At 70.9% G+C, this 18,508-nt stretch carries 20 protein-coding genes; 8 read left to right on the top strand and 12 right to left on the bottom strand.

Annotation, left to right across the window (positions count from 1 at the left end):
• Positions 1 to 234: 234 nt before the first annotated feature.
• Positions 235 to 741, bottom strand: a complete 507-nt coding sequence (gene ruvC, locus EV292_RS12125; RefSeq protein WP_132909490.1) for a crossover junction endodeoxyribonuclease RuvC — start codon at positions 739 to 741, stop codon at positions 235 to 237.
• A 31-nt stretch (positions 742 to 772) separates the two neighbouring features.
• Positions 773 to 1,516, bottom strand: a complete 744-nt coding sequence (locus tag EV292_RS12120) for a YebC/PmpR family DNA-binding transcriptional regulator (RefSeq protein ID WP_132909489.1) — start codon at positions 1,514 to 1,516, stop codon at positions 773 to 775.
• A 423-nt stretch (positions 1,517 to 1,939) separates the two neighbouring features.
• Here EV292_RS12120 and EV292_RS12115 point away from each other — a divergent pair, with 423 nt between their 5' ends.
• Entirely contained in the window at positions 1,940 to 3,403 is a 1,464-nt protein-coding gene (locus EV292_RS12115) for an ATP-binding protein (RefSeq protein ID WP_132909488.1), read from the top strand.
• Positions 3,404 to 3,445: 42 nt separating this feature from the next.
• Here EV292_RS12115 and EV292_RS12110 read toward each other — a convergent pair whose 3' ends face one another.
• Together EV292_RS12110 and EV292_RS12105 are read right to left on the bottom strand one after the other, a co-directional pair.
• Positions 3,446 to 4,411 carry an agmatine deiminase family protein gene (locus EV292_RS12110; RefSeq protein ID WP_207913415.1) on the bottom strand — a complete coding sequence of 322 codons (966 nt, stop codon included), beginning with the start codon at positions 4,409 to 4,411 and terminating at the stop codon, positions 3,446 to 3,448.
• 15 nt (positions 4,412 to 4,426) lie between these two features.
• Positions 4,427 to 6,079 (bottom strand): M28 family peptidase, encoded by a 1,653-nt coding sequence (locus EV292_RS12105; protein WP_132909486.1) that lies wholly within the window; start codon positions 6,077 to 6,079, stop codon positions 4,427 to 4,429.
• A 118-nt stretch (positions 6,080 to 6,197) separates the two neighbouring features.
• On the opposite strand from EV292_RS12105, the gene EV292_RS12100 reads away from it, so the two are divergent.
• On the top strand, positions 6,198 to 8,234 hold the full coding sequence (locus EV292_RS12100) for an alpha/beta fold hydrolase (RefSeq protein ID WP_132909485.1): 2,037 nt from the start codon (positions 6,198 to 6,200) through the stop codon (positions 8,232 to 8,234).
• A 73-nt stretch (positions 8,235 to 8,307) separates the two neighbouring features.
• Here EV292_RS12100 and rpsD read toward each other — a convergent pair whose 3' ends face one another.
• The 8 genes from rpsD to ispG all read right to left on the bottom strand — a co-directional run bounded on the left by rpsD (position 8,308) and on the right by ispG (position 12,882).
• Positions 8,308 to 8,922, bottom strand: coding sequence for a 30S ribosomal protein S4 (gene rpsD, locus EV292_RS12095; protein WP_132909484.1), 615 nt, complete (start codon positions 8,920 to 8,922; stop codon positions 8,308 to 8,310).
• A gap of 144 nt (positions 8,923 to 9,066) precedes the next feature.
• A complete protein-coding gene (locus EV292_RS12090) occupies positions 9,067 to 9,399 on the bottom strand; it encodes a TfoX/Sxy family protein (RefSeq protein ID WP_132909483.1) in 333 nt (110 codons plus the stop codon).
• 7 nt (positions 9,400 to 9,406) lie between these two features.
• Positions 9,407 to 9,730, bottom strand: coding sequence for a multidrug efflux SMR transporter (locus EV292_RS12085; RefSeq protein ID WP_132909482.1), 324 nt, complete (start codon positions 9,728 to 9,730; stop codon positions 9,407 to 9,409).
• Between the two features lies 1 nt (position 9,731).
• Positions 9,732 to 10,214 (bottom strand): GNAT family N-acetyltransferase, encoded by a 483-nt coding sequence (locus tag EV292_RS12080; protein ID WP_132909481.1) that lies wholly within the window; start codon positions 10,212 to 10,214, stop codon positions 9,732 to 9,734.
• Entirely contained in the window at positions 10,211 to 11,113 is a 903-nt protein-coding gene (locus EV292_RS12075) for a DMT family transporter (protein WP_132909480.1), read from the bottom strand. Before EV292_RS12075 ends, EV292_RS12080 begins: the two co-directional genes overlap by 4 nt.
• On the bottom strand, positions 11,110 to 11,490 hold the full coding sequence (locus tag EV292_RS12070) for a type II toxin-antitoxin system VapC family toxin (RefSeq protein ID WP_132909479.1): 381 nt from the start codon (positions 11,488 to 11,490) through the stop codon (positions 11,110 to 11,112). The genes EV292_RS12075 and EV292_RS12070 overlap by 4 nt, the downstream gene beginning before the upstream one ends.
• On the bottom strand, positions 11,487 to 11,717 hold the full coding sequence (locus EV292_RS12065) for an AbrB/MazE/SpoVT family DNA-binding domain-containing protein (RefSeq protein WP_132909478.1): 231 nt from the start codon (positions 11,715 to 11,717) through the stop codon (positions 11,487 to 11,489). The genes EV292_RS12070 and EV292_RS12065 overlap by 4 nt, the downstream gene beginning before the upstream one ends.
• Before the next feature lie 40 nt (positions 11,718 to 11,757).
• On the bottom strand, positions 11,758 to 12,882 hold the full coding sequence (gene ispG / locus EV292_RS12060) for a flavodoxin-dependent (E)-4-hydroxy-3-methylbut-2-enyl-diphosphate synthase (protein WP_132909477.1): 1,125 nt from the start codon (positions 12,880 to 12,882) through the stop codon (positions 11,758 to 11,760).
• Positions 12,883 to 13,440: 558 nt separating this feature from the next.
• Here ispG and EV292_RS12055 point away from each other — a divergent pair.
• From EV292_RS12055 to EV292_RS12030, 6 genes are all read left to right on the top strand, one after another.
• Positions 13,441 to 14,607 (top strand): acyltransferase, encoded by a 1,167-nt coding sequence (locus EV292_RS12055; protein WP_132909773.1) that lies wholly within the window; start codon positions 13,441 to 13,443, stop codon positions 14,605 to 14,607.
• A gap of 10 nt (positions 14,608 to 14,617) precedes the next feature.
• Positions 14,618 to 15,430, top strand: coding sequence for a crotonase/enoyl-CoA hydratase family protein (locus EV292_RS12050; RefSeq protein ID WP_243693745.1), 813 nt, complete (start codon positions 14,618 to 14,620; stop codon positions 15,428 to 15,430).
• 127 nt (positions 15,431 to 15,557) lie between these two features.
• Complete coding sequence (locus EV292_RS12045; protein WP_132909476.1) at positions 15,558 to 15,863, top strand: glycine zipper 2TM domain-containing protein; 306 nt, start codon at positions 15,558 to 15,560, stop codon at positions 15,861 to 15,863.
• A gap of 110 nt (positions 15,864 to 15,973) precedes the next feature.
• Positions 15,974 to 16,402: an OsmC family protein gene (locus EV292_RS12040; RefSeq protein WP_132909475.1), complete on the top strand. Its 429-nt coding sequence runs from the start codon at positions 15,974 to 15,976 to the stop codon at positions 16,400 to 16,402.
• Positions 16,403 to 16,495: 93 nt separating this feature from the next.
• Positions 16,496 to 17,062 (top strand): glycine zipper 2TM domain-containing protein, encoded by a 567-nt coding sequence (locus tag EV292_RS12035; protein ID WP_132909474.1) that lies wholly within the window; start codon positions 16,496 to 16,498, stop codon positions 17,060 to 17,062.
• A 142-nt stretch (positions 17,063 to 17,204) separates the two neighbouring features.
• Positions 17,205 to 18,311, top strand: a complete 1,107-nt coding sequence (locus EV292_RS12030) for an S-(hydroxymethyl)glutathione dehydrogenase/class III alcohol dehydrogenase (protein WP_132909473.1) — start codon at positions 17,205 to 17,207, stop codon at positions 18,309 to 18,311.
• Positions 18,312 to 18,508 lie beyond the last annotated feature (197 nt).

Below are 18,508 nucleotides of genomic sequence, written 5' to 3'. Positions count from 1 at the left end.
CTCAGGAAGGACCTCGTCATCCCGGGCTCGACCCGGGATCCATCGTGCCGCGTGCGCCCAGGCCGTTGTTCTCGCGGCACCATGGATCCCGGCGCTGGGCCGGGATGACGGCGTTCGCGCAGTGTCGCGGAGGTCTCGTGCACGCGGTAGGCCAGCGCCATAGGCGATAGCGGCGGCGACCCTAGCGAGCGTTCGCCGGAGCACGCCGACGGTTCAGATCAGCGGACTCAGCCGCTAGGCCGTCACGCGCGCGCGGCGGCGCATCCCCTCGGCGCTGGCGAGATGGTGCGCGTGGGTGATCGCCACCGCCAGCGCGTCGGCGGCGTCGGGGCCGGCGAGCCGGGCGCCGGGCAGCAGCACCGCCATCATCGCCTGGATCTGGCGCTTCTCCGCGCCGCCGGTGCCCACCACCGCCTTCTTCACGGTGGAGGGATGATATTCACCGATCGCCAGCCCGGCCCCCGCCGCGGCGAGCAGCACCACGCCGCGCGCCTGCCCCAGCTTGAGCGTCGACTGGGCGTTGGTGTTGCCGAGCACCTCCTCCACCGCGGCCGAATCGGGGCGCTCGGCGAGGATCACGTCGGTCAGCGCGGCGTGGAGGTTGGACAGCCGGCGCGGCAGCGGCATCGACGGATCGGTGCGGATCTGCCCGTTGGCGACGTGGCGCAGCCGGTTGCCGTCGGCGTGGATCACGCCCCAGCCGGTGGTGCCCAGCCCCGGATCGAGCCCGAGGATGATCATCGGCTCCTCCCCGCGGCGGGGAGGATCGCGATCAACCCAGCTTCTCCATCACCGCGTCGGAGACCTCGTAATTGCCCCACACGGTCTGGACGTCGTCATCGTCGTCGAGCGCGTCGATCAGCTTGAACAAGGTCGCCGCCTCGTCCTCGCCGACCTCGACCATCGTCTGCGGGCGCCACGCCAGTTTGGCGCCCTCGGCCTCGCCCAGCACGGGCTCCAGCGCCTTGGCGACCTCGTGCAGGTCGGCCACCGCGGTCCAGATCTCATGGCCCTCGTCGCTCGAGGTGACGTCCTCGGCGCCCGCCTCCAGCGCGGCCTCGAACACCTTCTCGGCGTCGCCCGCGCTCGCGGGATAGGTGATCAGCCCGACGCGGTCGAAGGCGTGGCTGACCGACCCGCTCGCGCCGAGGTTGCCGCCGTTCTTCGACACCGCGGTGCGCACGTTGGTGGCAGTGCGGTTGCGGTTGTCGCTCAGCGCCTCGATGATCAGCGACACGCCGCCGGGGCCGAAGCCCTCGTAGCGGATCTCCTCGTAATTCTCGGTGTCGCCCTTGCTCGCCTTGTCGATCGCGCGCTGGATATTGTCCTTGGGCATCGACTGCGCCTTGGCGGCGTTCACCGCGGCGCGCAGCCGCGGGTTCATGTCGGGGTCGGGCAGACCCATCTTGGCCGCCACGGTGATCTCGCGGCTGAGCTTGGAGAACATGCCCGAGCGCTTCTTATCCTGCGCACCCTTGCGGTGCATGATGTTCTTGAATTTGGAATGGCCTGCCATGACTGCCTCTAGCGGGTAATCCCCAGCCTTTATCCCGCGGCGGCGCGCGATGCCAGTCCGGGGCGCACCCCGCCGCGCAGCGGCAACACCACCTTCTCCGCGTCTCCGCGTCTCTGCGCGATCATCACGAACCGAACGCGCGCCGCGGGCGGAGCGCTAATCGGTTCGCGCGGAGGCGCGGAGGCGCAGAGAGGGCTCGTGAGGGGCGATGCCCTGTTCGTCATGCGCGACCCCTTCGCGTCCTCGCGTCTTCGCGTGAACACAAGATCGATGCTCACGCGAAGACGCGAAGGCGCGAAGAGGGGGGCGTCCGGGGCGGGAGACGTGCCCCCCAGGCGGAGTGAGGGCGCGCTGTCGCGCGCGTCTTGGTGCCGCATCATCGCGCTTGCCCCGACTCCGCGCCTTCGGGCACAGGCGATACCAATGACCGTCAGCGTGGACATGGGCACCGATACGTCGGGCGCGCCCGTGACAATGGATCTCGAGGAACTGCTCGCCACCCGCTTGCTCGTCCAGGGCAATTCGGGCTCGGGCAAGTCGCACCTGCTGCGCCGCCTGCTCGAGGGCTCGGCCGGGCAGGTGCAGCAGGTGGTGATCGATCCCGAGGGCGATTTCGTCACCCTCTCCGAGCGCTACGGCCATGTCGTGATCGAGGGCGCGGACTATGCCGAGCGCGAGATCGCGCGCATCGCCGCGCGGCTGCGCGAGCATCGCGCCAGCGTCGTGCTCAGCCTCGAGGGGCTCGAGGCGGAGGGCCAGATGCGCTGCGCCGCGGGCTTCCTCGGCGCTCTGTTCGACGCGCCGCGCGAGCATTGGTATCCCGCTCTGGTGGTGGTCGACGAGGCGCAGCTGTTCGCTCCCACCACCGGCGGCGAGGTGGCCGAGGACGTGCGCCGCGCCTCGCTCTCGGCGATGACCAACCTGATGTGCCGCGGGCGCAAGCGCGGGCTGGCCGGGGTGATCGCGACGCAGCGGCTGGCGAAGCTCGCCAAGAACGTCGCGGCCGAGGCGAGCAACTTCCTGATGGGGCGTACCTTCCTCGATATCGACATGGCGCGCGCGGCGGACCTGCTGGGCATGGAGCGGCGTCAGGCCGACGTGATCCGCGACCTCGCGCGCGGCACCTTCCTGGCGCTTGGCCCCGCGGTGTCGCGCCGCCCGCTCACCGTGAAGATCGGCGCGGTGGAGACGCAGGCGCGCAGCGGCAGCCCCAAGCTGGTGCCGCTGCCCAAGGCGGACAGCGTCGACGTGCAGGCGCTGCTCGACGTCACCCCCGAGGCGGCGCCGTCGCTGCCGCTGTCGTTCGATCCGCGCCCGCGCCGCGTGCCGAGCGAGGAGCTGCTCGCCGATCTCGCCGCGCCGCCCGCGCCGGGCGTGCCCGCGCCCGCGCTGCCCGATCGCTCCGAGGAGGAGGTCGAGGCGGTCTACGCCGAGGTGCTGCGCGCGATCGTCGCCGACGCGGAGAGCGCGGGACGACCCGCCGCGGTGCTGTTCCAGGACTTTCAGGTGCGCTGCCGGATGACGGGCGTGGCGCGCCCGGCGCTCGACCTCCCCGCCTTCAGCCGCCGGCTGTCGTGCGCGCGCGCGGGCATCTTCACCCCGCACGCCGAGGAATGGGCAAGCGCGCTGGCGCTGGCGCAGGGGCTGCCCGACGACATGCTCGGCGCCTTCCTGCTGGTGGCCAAGGCAGCGCGCGACGGCGAGCCGTGCCCGTCGGACGAGGCGATCGCGCATACCTATGGGACGAGTTCGCTCGGGCGGGTGAAGCGGCTGATCGGCTATATCGAGAGCCGCGACCTGTTCGTCACGCGCACCGACATGGCGGGCAAGCGCTCGATCACGATCCCGCATCTCGGCTGGACGACCGGGGCGGCGGAGGCGGCGTGAGGCGGGCGGGGGAGCGGACGCCTCCCCCGCCGCCCGACCCTGTCAGGCGGGGATCTGCTGCGAGATGCAGTGGAAGCTGCCGCCTCCCGTCAGGATCGCGTCGGCGCGCAGGCCCACCACCTCGCGATCCGGGAAGAGCGCGCGCACCGCGGCGACGCCGGCCTCGTCCTGCGGCGTGCCATAGACCGGCACCACCACCGCGGCATTGCCGATGTAGAAGTTCATGTAGCTCGCCGGCACCACCTCCTCGTCGCGCAGCACGCGGCCGGGGGAGGGGATCTCGACCACCTCGACCCCGGCGGCGCGGGCGCGCGCGGCGGCGTCCTGATAGACGCGCCAATTCGGATCGTTCTCCGCGCCCACGGGCAGCGCCAGCCGGTTCGGCCCGACGAAGCGCGCGAGATTGTCGACATGGCCGTCGGTATGGTCGTTGAGCAGCCCGTCGCCGAGCCACAGCACGCGCGTATAGCCCAGGTCCGCGGCGAGCCGGCGCTCCACCGCCTCCCTGGTCAGCGCCGGGTTGCGATTGGGGTTGAGCAGGCATTGCTCGGTGGTGACGACCAGCCCGGTGCCGTCGCCGTCGATCGCGCCGCCCTCGAGCACCCACTCGCACGGCAGCACGATCATCCCGCGCGCGCGTGCCAGCCGCGCGCCGATGTCGTCGTCTCCCGGCAGGTCGTATTTGCCGCCCCAGCCGTTGAACTGGAAGTCGCGCGCGCGCCCGTCGCCGTCGACGATCGGCGCGGTGTCGCGCAGCCAGATGTCGCCGAAGGGCTGGACCAGCACCTCGGCGAAGGGCGCGAGCGTGCGCGCCGCCGCGGCGGCCTCCGCGTCGGCGGCGACGAGCAGCACCTGCTCGCCGCGCCCCTCGGCATGGACCGCGCGCGCGAAGGCGGCGACCTCGTCGCGCGCCTGGTCGAGATCGTCCTGCCACAGCTCGGGATGGCTCGGGAAACCGATCCACACCGCCTGGTGCGGCGCCCATTCGGGCAGCGGGGTACGGGACACGGTCGTCACTCCTGTTCAGCGCGCGGTGGCGCGGCTGCGGTCGCGGATCGCGCGGAACTCGTCGCCCGCGACCCAATTGGGCCAGGCGTCGTTCTCGGCCAGCGCGCGCCCGATCGAGTAATAGAGCTGCACGTCGTGCACCGTCCCCGCCCAGTTCCAGTTCGGGTCATATTCGTCCTTGGGGCCGTGGTAACGGTGCTCCTCGTAATCCTTCGCCGCGGCGGCGCCCGCGGCCTTGCCGCCCGCGACCAGATCGTCGCCCGCGTCGAAATAGATCATCGGCACGCCGCGCTTGGCGAGGCTGAAATGGTCCGAGCGATAGTAGAAGCCCTTCTCCGGGGTCGGCTCGTCCGAGGCGTAGCGCCCCTGCGCCTTGAGCGCCGCGTCGAGGTACGCGTCGAGCTCGGACTTGCCCTTGCCGACCACCACGACGTTCTTCGCCGGCCCGGCGAGCGACAGCGCGTCCATATTGACCCCGCCGACCGTGCGCGCCAGCGGGTAGAGCGGGTTGGCGGCGTAATATTCGGAGCCGAGCAGCCCCGATTCCTCACCCGTCACCGCGACGAACACCTGGCTGCGCGCCGCCGGCCCGACCTTGACATTGGCCTCGGCGAGCGCGACCAAAGCGGCGGTGCCGCTGGCATTGTCGATCGCGCCGTTGCAGATGTCGTCGCCGTCGGGCGCCGCCTCGCAGTGGCCGAGATGGTCCCAGTGCGCGCTGTAGAGGACGTAATCGTTCGGGCGGGTCTTACCCGGCAGCACGCCGACGACGTTGCGCGACATGTGCTTACGCACCGTCTCGTCGAACGAGACCGAGGCGGTCACCCCCTTGAGCGGCACCGCGCGGAAGCCCTTGCGCGCGGCCGCGGCGGCGAGCTGGTCGAAGTCGAGCTTCTCGCGCGCGAACAGCGCCTTGGCCTGGTCGTACTGGATCCAGCCGACCGCCGCGCTCTGGTCGGCATGGCCGTTGGCGGCGTCGGCGACCTGCTGCGCGCCGGTCCAGCTCGACTGGACGACGTTCCAGCCATAGGCGGCGGGCTCGGTCTGGTGGACGATCAGCGCGGCCGCGGCGCCCTGCCGCGCCGCTTCCTCGAACTTGTAGGTCCAGCGGCCGTAATAGGTCATCGCGCGGCCGTTGAAGGTGCCGCCGACCGTCGGCGTGCGCCAGTCGGGATCGTTGACGAGGATCAGCACGGTCTTGCCGCGCACGTCGACTCCGGCATAATCGTTCCAGCCCTTCTCGGGCGCGTTGACGCCGTAGCCGACGAAGACGACGTCGCTGTCCTTCACCTCCTCGCGCGGCGCGACGCGGTAGCTGCCCACCACCATCTGCGGCCCGTACTGGAGGCTGAGCGGCGCGCCCGCGCCCTTGAAGACGAGCGGCGAGACGTTGCGCGCGGTCAGCTCGACCAGCGGCACGTCCTGATACCAGCTGCCCTTGTTGCCGGGTTTGAGCCCCGCCGCGGCGAAGCGCTTGGCGAGATAGGCGACGGTCTTCTCCTCGCCCGCGCTGCCCGGCGCGCGGCCCTCATAGGCGTCCGAGGATAACTCTTTCGTCACCTCCTTGAGCGTCTGTTCGGCGATCGGCGCGGTGGGGACCGACTGCGCCGCGGCGGCGGTCGCGACGGTGAGAGCGAGCAGGGAGAGAGAAGCGGAACGCAGACGCATGGGGGACTCCGGGGAGACGATCGCCGCCTTCTGCCAACCCGGGTCAGCGCTGTCCACGCGGGGCTTGCGGCGGACCGCGCGGCGGATAGAGTTATCGCGGGGAAAATGGGGGAATATCATGACGAAGAGGGGGAGGCGTGCGGCGATCGCGGCGCTGCTCGCGGGGGTGACCGGCCATGCCGCGCTCGCCGCGCCGACGGACAAGGGCGCGGCGACCGCCGCCGCGGCGCCGGCGGTGACCGAGGCGGCCAGGGATCTCGCGGCGCGGTTCGGCGCGCGGGAGCATGTCGGCCAGATCAGCCTCGCGCCCGACGGCGCGCATATCGCGTACATCAGCGCGACGAGCGGACGCGGCAGCGCGGTGCGGCTGATCGACGTGGCGCGCGGGCGCGAGGACGTGATCGATCTGGGCGACGGCGAACGAATGACCCCGTCGCTGTGCGGCTGGGCCTCGTCGGCGCGGCTGATCTGCAAGTTCCGCGGCATCTCGGACTATTACGACAAGCAGGTCGGCTATTCGCGCTTGTTCGCCTTCGATGCCAACGGCGGCAAGCCGCTCTATCTCGGGCGCAAGAGCCGCGGCAGCGCGCTGCGGCTCAACCAGTTCGACGGCGACGTGATCGACTGGCGCGCGGGCGACGGCTGGGTGTTGATGCAGCGCGACTTCATCCCGGAGCGCGGCGAGCTGGGCTCGAACATCGCGCCCTCCACGCGCGACGGCCTCGCGGTCGAGCTGGTCGACAGCAACACGGGCAAGGCGCAGCTGATCGAGCGCCCGGTCGCCGACGCGGTCGACTGGCTCGCCGACGGCCAGGGCAATATCCGCATCAGACAGACGATGCCGCAGCGCGACGACGGCGAGCTCAAGGGCGAGACCGTCTATAGCTACCGGCCGACCGGTCAGCCGCAGTGGAAGCCGTTCAGCCTCGCGCGCCAGGACGGGCCGAGCGTGTTCGAGCCGCTGGCGGTCGACGGCACGCGCGACGTCACCTTCGCGACGCGACGGCTCGACGGGCGCCTCGCGCTCTATTCCGTCGCGCTGGACGGGTCGATGAAGGCCGATCTGGTGTGGAGCAACCCCGAGGTCGATGTCGGTGGCATCGCGCGGATCGGGCGCCACGGCCGCGTGATCGGCGCCACTTATGTCACGGATCGCCGGCAGACCGATTATTTCGACCCCGAATACAAGACGCTCGCCGCCAAGCTGGCCAAGGCGCTGCCCAAGTCGCCGCTGATCGGCCTGGTGGGCGCCACCGCGGACGAGAGCCGGCTGCTGGTGTTCGCCGGGAGCGACGTCGATCCGGGCAGCTATTATCTCTACACCAAGGCGAAGCGGACGCTCGACCCGCTGATGTCCGCGCGTCCCGAGCTGGAGGGCGTACCGCTGGGCCAGATGACCGCGGTGAAATTCCCCGCGGCGGACGGCACGATGATCCCCGCCTATCTCACGCTGCCGCCCGGCGGTGCGAGCAAGGGGCTGCCCGCGATCGTGATGCCGCACGGCGGGCCGGCCTATCGCGACGAATGGGGCTTCGACTGGCTCGTCCAGTTCTTCGCCGCCTCGGGCTATGCGGTGCTGCAGCCGCAGTTCCGCGGCTCGACCGGCTATGGCGACGCGTGGTTCGCCAACAACGGCTTCCGCTCCTGGGAGCTGGCGATCGGCGACGTCAGCGACGCCGGGCGCTGGCTGGTCAAGCAGGGCATCGCGGACGCGGGCAAGCTCGGCATCGTCGGCTGGTCCTACGGCGGCTATGCCGCGTTGCAGAGCAACGTGGTCGATCCCGACCTGTTCAGGGCGGTGGTGGCGATCGCGCCGGTGACCGATCTCGGCCGCACCAAGCAGGAGGCACAGGGCTTCACCAACCATGCCATGGTGCAGCGGCAGATCGGCTCGGGCGAGAATGTCACCAAGGGCTCGCCCGCGCGCCACGCCGAGCGCTTCAAGGCGCCGGTGCTGCTGTTCCACGGCGACCGCGACCTCAATGTCGGCGTGGGCCAGTCGCGGTTGATGGACAAGCGGCTCCACGCCGCGGGCAAGGCGTCGACGCTGGTGGTGTACGAGGGGCTCGACCACCAGCTCGACGACGATCGCGCGCGCGCCGCGATGCTGCGCCAGAGCGACGCCTTCCTTCGCGCCGCCTTCGCGGGGAAGTGACGGCATCCGTGCAACGAAGAAGGGCGGCGCCTCGCGGCGCCGCCCCCTCCTGAAACCAACCGTCGGAAACCGATCAGCGCGAGTAGAACTCGACGACCAGGTTCGGCTCCATCTTCACCGGATAGGGCACCTCGTCCAGCGTCGGCACGCGGATGAAGCTCACCTTGGCGGCGCCGTCGGGCGCGACATAATCGGGCACCTCGCGCTCGGCGAGCTGCTGCGCCTCGAGCACCAGCGCCATCTCCTGCGCCTTGGTGCCGAGCGTGATCTCGTCGCCGACGTTGCAGCGGCGCGACGCGACGTTGCACTTCACGCCGTTGACGCGGACGTGGCCGTGGCTGACCAGCTGGCGCGCGGCCCAGATCGTCGGTGCGAACTTGGCGCGATAAACGATCGCGTCGAGGCGGCGCTCGAGCAGGCCGATCAGGTTCTGCGAGGTGTCGCCCTTCATGCGCGACGCCTCCTCATAGGCGTGGCGGAACTGCTTCTCGGTGACGTCGCCGTAATAGCCCTTGAGCTTCTGCTTGGCGCGCAGCTGGATGCCGAAGTCCGACATCTTGCCCTTGCGGCGCTGGCCGTGCTGGCCCGGGCCGTACTCGCGCTTGTTGACCGGGCTCTTCGGCCGGCCCCAGATGTTCTCGCCGAGACGACGGTCGAGCTTGTACTTGGCGCTGCTGCGCTTCGACATCAGATGTTCCTAAGCAATGGCGTACAACGTTGGTCCCGGTCATCGCGCCGCGTGATCCACGAGGTGGAAAGCGCAGGCCCGCCGCTTCACCGGGGTGCGGGGGCGATTGCGAAGCGGCGCGGGTAGCGGCGCGGCGCGGGCGAGTCAAGCCGCGCGGCGCCCCGCCGCCACCCCGAGCAGCGCCCAGGAGCGCATCGCCTCGGCGTCGTCGTGGACCGCCTCGGGCGCGCGGCGATAGTTGATCGACGCGGTCCGCCCCGCGCGCGCGTAGCGGAAGCGCTCGCACCCTTCCGCGTCCCATGCCGCGTCGCTGACCGCGTCGGCCTTGAACCACAGCGCGCCGTCGCGCGTCACCAGCGCGAAGATCACCCCGTCGAGGTACAAGGCCGCCCCGCCCATCATCCGCCGGTGGGTGACGATGCCGAGCGGCGCCAGCGCCTCCGCCACCCAGTCGATCAGCCCGCGGTCGAGCGCCATGCCGCGCTCAATGCGCCCCGCCGAGCAGCTTCAGCCCGGCGATGCACGACACCGCGCCGAGGATCAGCAGCAGCCGCAGCGGCGTCGCGGGTTCGCCGTACCAGACGATCCCGATCAGCACGGTGCCGAGCGCGCCGATCCCGGTCCACACCGCATAGGCCGTGCCCATCGGGATCGACCGCGCCGCATATTCGAGCAGCAGCATCGACAGCGACACCGCGACGAGGAAGCCGAGCGTCCAGCCGATGTGCCGGAAGCCCTCGACGTTGCGCAGACAGGTGGTGAAGCCCACCTCGAACAGCCCGCCGGCGACCAGCCAGAGCCAGGCCATCTCAGCCGCGCCCCGCCAGCGTCACCAACGCCTCGCCCTCGACCCGCTGGACGGTCCATTCGTCCTGCGCGATCGCGCCCTTGGCGCGGTAGAAGTCGATCGCGGGGGTGTTCCAGTCGAGCACCCACCATTCGAACCGCGCATAGCCGCGGTCGAGCGCGATCCCCGCCAGCCGCGCGAGCAGCGCCGCGCCGACGCCATGCCCGCGCGCCTCCGGCGCGACGTACAGATCGTCGAGCCACAGCCCGCGCCGCCCGGTCCAGGTCGAGAAGGTGACGTAGAAGATCGCGAACCCCACCGCCGCGCCGTCGCGCTCGGCGATCAGCGCCTCGGCCGCCGGGGGAGCCTCGAACAGCGCGGCGTGGAGCATCGGCTCGCTCGCCTTCACCGCGTCGGGCGCGCGCTCGAACGCGGCGAGCTCGCGCACGAAGCGGAGGATCGTGGGAACGTCGGCGGGGGTGGCGGGGCGGATCGAGGCGGTCATGCCGCTCCCTCTAGCGCACCGCGCGGCACCGCGCGACGCCGCGCGCCATAGAGGCACGCCGCCACGATGACCGCCGCGCCCGCGAGCGTGGTGGGGGCGACGCGCTCGCCGAACACCGCCCAGCCGAGCAGCGCGGCATAGACGAAGGAGGTATATTCGGTGGTGGCGAGAAAGCCCGTCTCGCCGTGCGCATAGGCCCAGCCGAGCAGGAACAGCGATCCGGTGGCGAGCGCGGCCGCCACCGCGATCTGCCACCAATGCGCCATCGGCGGCACCGTCGCGAGCCACGGCGCGGCGAGCGCGAGCAGCGCGGCGAGCACCGCGGACTGGACGAAGGCGATCTCGCGCGCGTCCGCTACCTGGCTCTGCAAGCGCGCGACGACGAGATTGCCCGCGTAGAGCACCGCCGAGACCAGGATCGCGGCGGCGCCCTGCAGCCCGTCGGGGCCGAGCGCGAGCCGCGCGTGTCCGGCGAGGATCACCCCCACTCCCGCGAGCGCGGCGAGCGAGGCGAGGACGACGCGCGCGCCGACGCGCTCGTGGAGCAACAGCGCGCCCAGCAACAAGGCGAGCAGCGGCGCGATATAGGTGAGCGCGATCGCCTGGGCCATCGGCACGCGCGCCAGTCCCCAGAAGAACAGCAGCGCCATCGCGGTGGTGATCGCGCCGCGCGCGAGGTGGAGCCGCAGCGCGCGCGGGCTCGGGCGCCGCCCGCCGCCGGCATACCATAAGGTGCCGCCGATCAGCGCGGCGAGCAGCGCGCGCCAGAACAGCGCGTTGTAGACGCCGATCGCGAGCGTGAGCGCCTTCATGAAGGCATCCATGATCGAGAACAGCCCGATCCCTGCCGCCGCCACCGCGAAGGCGAGCGCGGGCGAGAGCGGACGCGCGGCGGTCAACGGATCAGGCGCACGTCGATGCCGAGGTCGAGGTCGGTCCACCGCCGATCGGATGTCAGCACCGGCACGCCGAGCCGCTGGCCGAGGGCCAGACAGACACGGTCACCGAGCGACAGGCCGAGATGGCGGCTGAGCGGCCGCAGCCGGGCCGCACCGATCGCGTCATCGACGCCATGCTCGACGTGATCGACGGGCAGTGGACGTAAGATGCCGAGCACCATCTCGGGGGCGAGATCGTGCTCCATCGCCACGGTCAGTACCTCGGTCAGATTGACCGTGGAGAGGATGAAGCGTCCGTCATCGTCGGCCAGCAGCTCGCCACCCGGTTCACCGAGGAGGTAGGCGAGCACGACCGACGAGTCGACGACGCGGGTCACTCGCCCCAATCCGCCCGTCGCTCGCGCAGGAATTGGTCGACGGTGTAGCCCTTCATCGCCTGACGTAGCTGGGCGAGCGCCGCCGACGAATCGTCGCGCCGGAGGGCGATCCGCTCACCGTCGCTCTCCAGAGCGACGGTGTCACCGTCCTTGATCCCGAATTCGCGGCGCAGGTCCGCGGGGATGACGATCTTGCCGCCCGCGATCACCTTGGCGTGATAGGTCATGTCAGGCCCTCCAGTGCCTGACTGACCTATAACACGCGGCCTATTCCGCCGCGAGCGCCGCCGCCGCGTTCGCCGCCTCGATCTCGGCGGCCTTGGCCTCGACCAGCCGGACGATATGCTCGACCATGTCGGCGTCCTGGACGTGATGGTCGGTCACGCCGGAGAGATATACCATGTGGCGCCCGTTGCCGCCGCCGGTGATGCCGATATCGGTCTCGCGCGCCTCGCCGGGGCCGTTGACGACGCAGCCGAGCACGCTCAGCGACATCGGCGTGCGGATATGCTGGAGCCGCTCCTCCAGCGTCTGCACCGTGCGGATCACGTCGAAGCCCTGGCGCGCGCAGCTCGGGCAGCTCACCACGCGCACGCCGCGGTTGCGGATGCCGAGCGCCTTGAGGATCTCGAAGCCGACGCGCACCTCTTCCTCGGGCTCGGCCGAGAGCGAGACGCGGATCGTGTCGCCGATGCCGAACCACAGCAGCGAGCCCATGCCGATCGACGACTTGACCGTGCCGCCGATCAGCCCGCCCGCCTCGGTGATGCCGAGGTGCAGCGGGCAGTCGACCGCGTCCGCCAGCTGCTGATAGGCCGCCACCGCGAGGAACACGTCGGACGCCTTCACCGCCACCTTATATTCGTGGAAGTCGTGGTCCTGGAGCAGCTTGATATGATCGAGCGCGCTCTCGACCAGCGCCTCGGGGCAGGGCTCGCCATATTTCTCGAGCAGGTCCTTCTCGAGGCTGCCCGCGTTGACGCCGATGCGGATCGCGCAGCCATTGGCCTTGGCGGCGCGCACCACCTCGGCGACGCGGTCGGACGAGCCGATGTTGCCCGGGTTGATCCGCAGGCACGCCGCGCCCGCGTCCGCCGCCTCGAGCGCGCGCTTGTAGTGGAAGTGGATGTCCGCGACGATCGGCACCTTGGCGGCGCGCACGATCTGGCCGAGCGCGGCGGTGGAGGCGGTGTCGGGGCAGCTGACGCGGACGATATCGGCGCCGGCATCCTCGCAGCGGCGGATCTGGTCGATCGTGGCGCGCGCGTCCTCGGTGGGGGTGTTGGTCATCGTCTGCACGGTGACCGGCGCGCCGCCGCCGACGGGGACGTTGCCGACCATGATCTGGCGGCTCTCTCGGCGCGCGATGTCGCGCCACGGACGGATGGACATGGCCTTGCCTATACATGCGCGGCGCGACGGTTGGAAGGCGCGCGCTTGCCTAGGCGCGTCCCGAACGGAGGAGGGCGGAGGGCGGGCCTTCTCGTGTGGAAGCGGGCCGGCACGGCGCCGTTCTCCCTCCGCTTCGGTGGATCGATGCGTGATGGGTCGTGCGCCCCACCATCGTCATCCCGGCCTCGCGCCGGGATCCATTTTTCCGCGAAAACAACGTTGGTGGCTCTCGCGGCAACATGGATTCCGGGTCGAGCCCGGGATGACGGGGGGGCAGGGTTCCTTGAGGAGGCGGGGTGAGGCGCGGCTGCCGAGTTTGCCCCAGCGACGCTGGAGCGTGGTCCGGCGACCGCCGGCGCCCAGCGCCGCGAGGGCGAGGTTCGTGGCACTGGGCTCCTGCGTGCGCAGGAGCACGCGCGTGCCTCGGCCGGGGCGGATCGAAGTCGGCGGGCGGGAGGGGACGGCACCGGCACGCTTAATCCCGCCGGGCTCGCGCGGAGCGCGGCCGTCACCGCCCCGCCTCGCGTAACCGCGGCGTTAATGCTAGGCCGGGCCGCGATGCAGCGTCACTATGGCCTCGACTGGCTCCGCATCGGGGCGTTCGCGATCCTTATCCTCTATCACGTCGGGATGGTCTTCGTGCCGTGGGATTTCCACGCCAAGCTCCCCGGCGCCTGGTGGGTCGCGGTGCCGATGATGGCGTCCAACCCGTGGCGGCTCGCGCTGCTGTTCGTCGTCTCCGGCTACGCCAGCCGCGCGCTGATGATCCGCAACAAGAAGCCGTGGCGCTTCGCGCGGCAGCGCTCGCTGCGGCTGCTCGTCCCGCTCGTCTTCGGCGTGGCGGTGATCGTCCCGGTCCAGCCCTGGGTCGAGCTCGGCGAGAAGTTCGGCTATCCGCACGGCTTCGTGCATTTCTATCTGCACGATTACTGGCGCTTCGGGCTGCTCGGCCCGCTCGCGCTGCCGACCTGGAACCACCTGTGGTTCGTCGGCTATCTGTGGGTCTATACCATCGTGCTCGCGCTCGGCGCGGGGCTGCTGCCCGCGCGGGCCACCGACGCGGCGCAGCGCGGCTTCGCCTGGACGATGCGCGGGCCGACCTTGCTCGCGGTGCCGATCGGCTGGATGGTGCTGGTCAATTTCGTCCTCTTCCCCGGCGCGCGCGAGACCCATGCGCTGGTCGACGACTGGGTCGCGCACGCCAGCTACTTCCCCGCCTTCCTGTTCGGCTATGCGCTCGCCTGCGCGCCGCGGACGCTGGCGGCGTTCGTGCGCCAGTGGAAGGTCGCGGCGGCGCTCGCGCTGGCGGCCTATGCGCTGGTGGCGGGGATCGAGATCCGCTGGCCGGGCAACACCATGCCCTCGCCCTGGGGAGTGACGTTCTCGATCGCGCGCGCGGTGGAGGGGTGGAGCGCGGTGGCCGCGCTGATCGGCTATGCCGATTCGCACTGGAACCGCGACCAGCGCTGGCGCCCGATGCTGACCGAGGCGGTGTTCCCCTTCTACATCGTCCACCAGTCGATCATCGTGCTCGCCGCGGACCGGCTGCGCCCGCTCGCGCTGCCGGGCTGGGCCGAGTTCGCGCTGCTGGTCGGCGCGACGGTGGCGGGCTGCTGGGGCTTCTACCTGATCGGGCGCGCGATCGGGCCGCTGCGACCGCTGATCGGCTTGCGCCGCCATGCCTCGCGGCGCACCCATGTCGACCCGCGCCCCGCGCTGGTGTGAGCGAGCGGCGATGACGGAGGACATAGTGGACGAGCGGGTCACGATCGCGGTGGCGGACGGGGTCGCCGACGTGCGGCTGGCGCGCGCGGACAAGATGAACGCGCTCGACCCCGCGATGTTCGCGGCGCTGGCGCAAGCGATCGACCGGCTCGCCGCGCTGCCGGGACTGCGCGCGGTGGTGCTGTCGGGCGAGGGGCGCGCGTTCTGCGCCGGGCTCGACATCGCGGCGATGGCGGCGGGCGACGCGGGGATCGCGCTCGACGCGCGGCGCGACGACGGCAGCAACGCGGTCCAATATGTCTGCACCGGCTGGCGCGCGCTGCCGGTGCCGGTGATCGCGGCGGCGCATGGCGTCGCGTTCGGCGGCGGCTGCCAGTTGCTCGCGGGCGCCGACCTGCGCGTCGCGCATCCCGCGACGCGGCTGTCGATCCGCGAGACGCATTGGGGCCTCGTCCCTGACATGGGCGGCTATGCGCTGTGGCGCGGCAGCGTGCGCGACGACGTGCTGCGCGAATGGGTCTATACCGCGCGCGAACTGAGCGCGGACGAGGCGCAGGCGGCGGGGCTAATCACCTATCTCGATCCGGAGCCGCGCGAGCGCGCGCTCGCGATCGCGCGCGCGATCGCGGCGCGCAGCCCCGATGCGGTGCGTGCCGCCAAGCGCCTGTTCGCGGTGGCGGCGGACGCGGACGCGCGCGCGATCCTCGCGGCGGAGAGCGCGGAGCAGATCGCGCTGCTGGGCGCGCCCAACCAGCGCGAGGCGGTGCGCGCTGAGCTGGAGCGGCGCGCGCCCGCGTTCACCGACCCGCCCGAGCGCCGTTAAGCATCGCCCGCCCCGCCGTGGGACGCGTGCAACACGATGAACGCGACGTTGTTCCACGTTCATGCAACCGCGCTAAGGACGACACGTTACGACGCCAACACGAATGTTCGAACGGGAGATTGAAGTCATGCGTAAGCTGATGCTGGCCTTCGGTGCCGCCGCGATGGTCGCGCCGACGCTGGTCGCCACCACGGTCGAGGCCGACGCGCAGCGGCGCTACAAGTACCGCGAGTGGCGCGGCAACGACGGCCGGCTGCGCTGCCGCAAGCCCGACGGCACCACCGGCCTGGTGGTCGGCGCGGTCGCGGGTGGCCTGCTCGGCCGCGCGGTCGACACGCGCGGCGACCGCACGCTGGGCACCGTGCTCGGCGGCGTCGGCGGCGCGCTGGCGGGCCGCGAGATCGAGCGCAGCGGAAAGCGCCAGTGCCGCTGATCGGCGCGGCGAACGGTTGAGCTTTTTACCTCGATCGACGTTGGGAGGGCGCGGTCCGCGATGGCGGGCCGCGCCTTTCTCTTATCCGTCTTTCATCCGGAGAGCATGATATGCCTACGCGCAGTGGTTCGGCACGCTACGAAGGTCTCGGCAAGGACGGCAAGGGCTGGACCTCGACCCAGTCCAAGGCGCTCGACGACCAGCCCTATGGCTTCGGCACGCGCTTCGGCGACGAGCCCGGCACCAACCCGGAGGAACTGATCGCGGCGGCGCATGCGAGCTGCTTCACCATGGCGCTCAGCTTCGCGCTCGCGGGCGCCGGCTATGCGGACGGCACGCTGGAGACCAGCGCGCGCGTCGCGGTGGAGAAGGACGGGGAGGGCTTCACCATCACCTCGTCCAAGCTCGACCTGGTCGCGCGCGTGCCCGGCATCGCGCCGGAGGAGTTCGAGCGGATCGCGCGCGACGCCAAAGCAAATTGCCCTGTTTCCAAAGTGTTGAACGCGGAAGTGACACTGACCCATAAGTTGGAGTCGTAAGTGTCTCTGAAATGAACGGTAAGTAGTTTTCGGTTCACGCAACCGGGGCGCGGCGGCGCCGTTCATGCGGCATCACTCTGTGGGAGATCAGTGATGCGTATCATCTTCGCCGCCGCGCTCGCCGCCACCGCTCTGGCCAGCGTCCCCGCCGCCGCCGCTCCGCAGGACCCGCGCCGCGCCAACCGCGAGTATCGCGACGACATGCGCGACGCGCGCCGCGAGTATCGCGAGGACATGCGCGACGCCGACTCGCGCCGCGACGTCCGCAACGCGCGCCGCGAATATCAGGACAATGTCCGGGACGCGCGGCGTGACCGCAACGACCGCATCCGCGACTGGCGCCGCTCGGCGCGCTACGACTATAATCGCTACGAGCCGGGGCAGCGCGCTTATTATGCCGACCGTTATTATCGCGACGGCCGTTACTATCGCGCCCGCGCGCTGGGGCGGAACGACCGCATCTATCGCGGCTATGACAACCGCTATTACTGCCGCCGCAACGACGGCACGACCGGGCTGATCGTCGGCGGGCTCGCGGGTGGCGCGCTCGGCAACATCATCGCCAGCGGCGGGTCCAAGCTGCTCGGCACCGTGATCGGCGCGGGCGGCGGCGCGCTGCTGGGCCAGTCGGTCGATCGCGGCCGGGTGGTCTGCCGCTGAGGCATGAGCGCCGCGGCGTTCCAGCGCCGCGCCGCGGACCGCGCGGTGGGGGCATGGCGCCCGCCGCGCGGTCCTTCCTTGAAGCCTCTCCCGGTGGCGCATAGAGAGCGGTGCCGACCCACTGCTGAGAGGCTCCCCACCGATGAAGACCCGCGCCGCCGTCGCGTTCGAGGCCAAGCAGCCGCTCGAGATCGTCGAGCTCGACCTCGAGGGACCCAAGGCCGGCGAGGTGCTGGTCGAGATCATGGCGACCGGCATCTGCCACACCGACGCCTATACGCTCGACGGGCTCGACAGCGAGGGGCTGTTCCCCAGCGTGCTCGGCCACGAGGGCTGCGGCGTGGTGCGCGAGGTGGGCGCGGGCGTCACCAGCGTGGCGCCGGGCGACCATGTCATCCCGCTTTACACGCCCGAGTGCCGCCAGTGTAAATCGTGCCTGTCGGGCAAGACCAATCTGTGCACCGCGATCCGCGCGACGCAGGGCAAGGGGCTGATGCCCGACGGCACCACCCGCTTCAGCTACAAGGGCCAGCCGATCTACCATTATATGGGCTGCTCGACCTTCTCCAACTTCACCGTGCTGCCCGAGATCGCGGTCGCCAGGATCCGCCCCGACGCGCCGTTCGACACCAGCTGCTACATCGGCTGCGGCGTCACCACCGGGGTGGGCGCGGTGGTCAACACCGCCAAGGTCGAGCCGGGCGCGACCGTGATCGTGTTCGGGCTCGGCGGGATCGGGCTGAACGTGATCCAGGGCGCCAAGCTGGCGGGCGCGCATCGTATCATCGGCGTCGACATCAACCCCGACCGCGAGGACTGGGGTCGCCGCTTCGGCATGACCGACTTCGTCAACCCCAGGGACGTGGGCGAGATCGTGCCGCACCTGATCGCCATGACCGACGGCGGCGGCGACTATACGTTCGACTGTACCGGGAACACCGTGGTGATGCGGCAGGCGCTGGAGAGCGCGCACCGCGGCTGGGGCGAGTCGATCGTGATCGGCGTCGCCGAGGCGGGCAAGGAGATCGCGACTCGCCCGTTCCAGCTCGTCACCGGGCGGGTATGGAAGGGCACCGCCTTCGGCGGCGCGCGCGGGCGCACCGACGTGCCCAAGATCGTCGACTGGTACATGGACGGCATGATCCAGATCGACCCGATGATCACGCACCGGCTCAGCCTCGACGAGATCAACAAGGGCTTCGACCTGATGCACGCCGGCGAGAGCATCCGCAGCGTGGTGGTGTATTGAGGCGAGCAAGTCCTCGGTACGGCAGGGCTGTCGCACATGAAGGTGTGACGCACCGGGCGCTTCACGCCCCGCCGTCATCCCGGACTGGAGCCGGGATCCCTTGGTCCCGACCCAGAAAGCGGCTTGCTCTTCATCACCGTCATCCCGGCCCCGCGCCGGGATCCATGTTTCCGCGAGAGCAACGCGGGCGGCTCTCG

The sequence above is a fragment of the Sphingomonas sp. BK235 genome (assembly GCF_004345855.1).
In the GTDB taxonomy this organism is placed as follows: domain Bacteria; phylum Pseudomonadota; class Alphaproteobacteria; order Sphingomonadales; family Sphingomonadaceae; genus Sphingomonas.
The sequence above is the reverse complement of the archived record's forward strand: the minus strand, read 5'-3'. Positions and strand labels throughout refer to the sequence as shown.

Excerpts from the sequence above, each read along its gene's own strand:
- EV292_RS12030 (WP_132909473.1), top strand. The coding sequence starts at position 17,205 with ATGAAGACCCGCGCCGCCGTCGCGTTCGAGGCCAAGCAGCCGCTCGAG.
- EV292_RS12105 (WP_132909486.1), bottom strand. The coding sequence starts at position 6,079 with ATGCGTCTGCGTTCCGCTTCTCTCTCCCTGCTCGCTCTCACCGTCGCG.
- EV292_RS12115 (WP_132909488.1), top strand. The coding sequence starts at position 1,940 with ATGACCGTCAGCGTGGACATGGGCACCGATACGTCGGGCGCGCCCGTG.
- EV292_RS12080 (WP_132909481.1), bottom strand. The coding sequence starts at position 10,214 with ATGACCGCCTCGATCCGCCCCGCCACCCCCGCCGACGTTCCCACGATC.
- ispG (WP_132909477.1), bottom strand. The coding sequence starts at position 12,882 with ATGTCCATCCGTCCGTGGCGCGACATCGCGCGCCGAGAGAGCCGCCAG.
- rpsD (WP_132909484.1), bottom strand. The coding sequence starts at position 8,922 with ATGTCGAAGCGCAGCAGCGCCAAGTACAAGCTCGACCGTCGTCTCGGC.
- EV292_RS12045 (WP_132909476.1), top strand. The coding sequence starts at position 15,558 with ATGCGTAAGCTGATGCTGGCCTTCGGTGCCGCCGCGATGGTCGCGCCG.
- EV292_RS12040 (WP_132909475.1), top strand. The coding sequence starts at position 15,974 with ATGCCTACGCGCAGTGGTTCGGCACGCTACGAAGGTCTCGGCAAGGAC.
- EV292_RS12120 (WP_132909489.1), bottom strand. The coding sequence starts at position 1,516 with ATGGCAGGCCATTCCAAATTCAAGAACATCATGCACCGCAAGGGTGCG.
- EV292_RS12065 (WP_132909478.1), bottom strand. The coding sequence starts at position 11,717 with ATGACCTATCACGCCAAGGTGATCGCGGGCGGCAAGATCGTCATCCCC.
- ruvC (WP_132909490.1), bottom strand. The coding sequence starts at position 741 with ATGATCATCCTCGGGCTCGATCCGGGGCTGGGCACCACCGGCTGGGGC.
- EV292_RS12100 (WP_132909485.1), top strand. The coding sequence starts at position 6,198 with ATGACGAAGAGGGGGAGGCGTGCGGCGATCGCGGCGCTGCTCGCGGGG.
- EV292_RS12055 (WP_132909773.1), top strand. The coding sequence starts at position 13,441 with ATGCAGCGTCACTATGGCCTCGACTGGCTCCGCATCGGGGCGTTCGCG.
- EV292_RS12050 (WP_243693745.1), top strand. The coding sequence starts at position 14,618 with ATGACGGAGGACATAGTGGACGAGCGGGTCACGATCGCGGTGGCGGAC.
- EV292_RS12035 (WP_132909474.1), top strand. The coding sequence starts at position 16,496 with ATGCGTATCATCTTCGCCGCCGCGCTCGCCGCCACCGCTCTGGCCAGC.
- EV292_RS12090 (WP_132909483.1), bottom strand. The coding sequence starts at position 9,399 with ATGGCGCTCGACCGCGGGCTGATCGACTGGGTGGCGGAGGCGCTGGCG.
- EV292_RS12085 (WP_132909482.1), bottom strand. The coding sequence starts at position 9,730 with ATGGCCTGGCTCTGGCTGGTCGCCGGCGGGCTGTTCGAGGTGGGCTTC.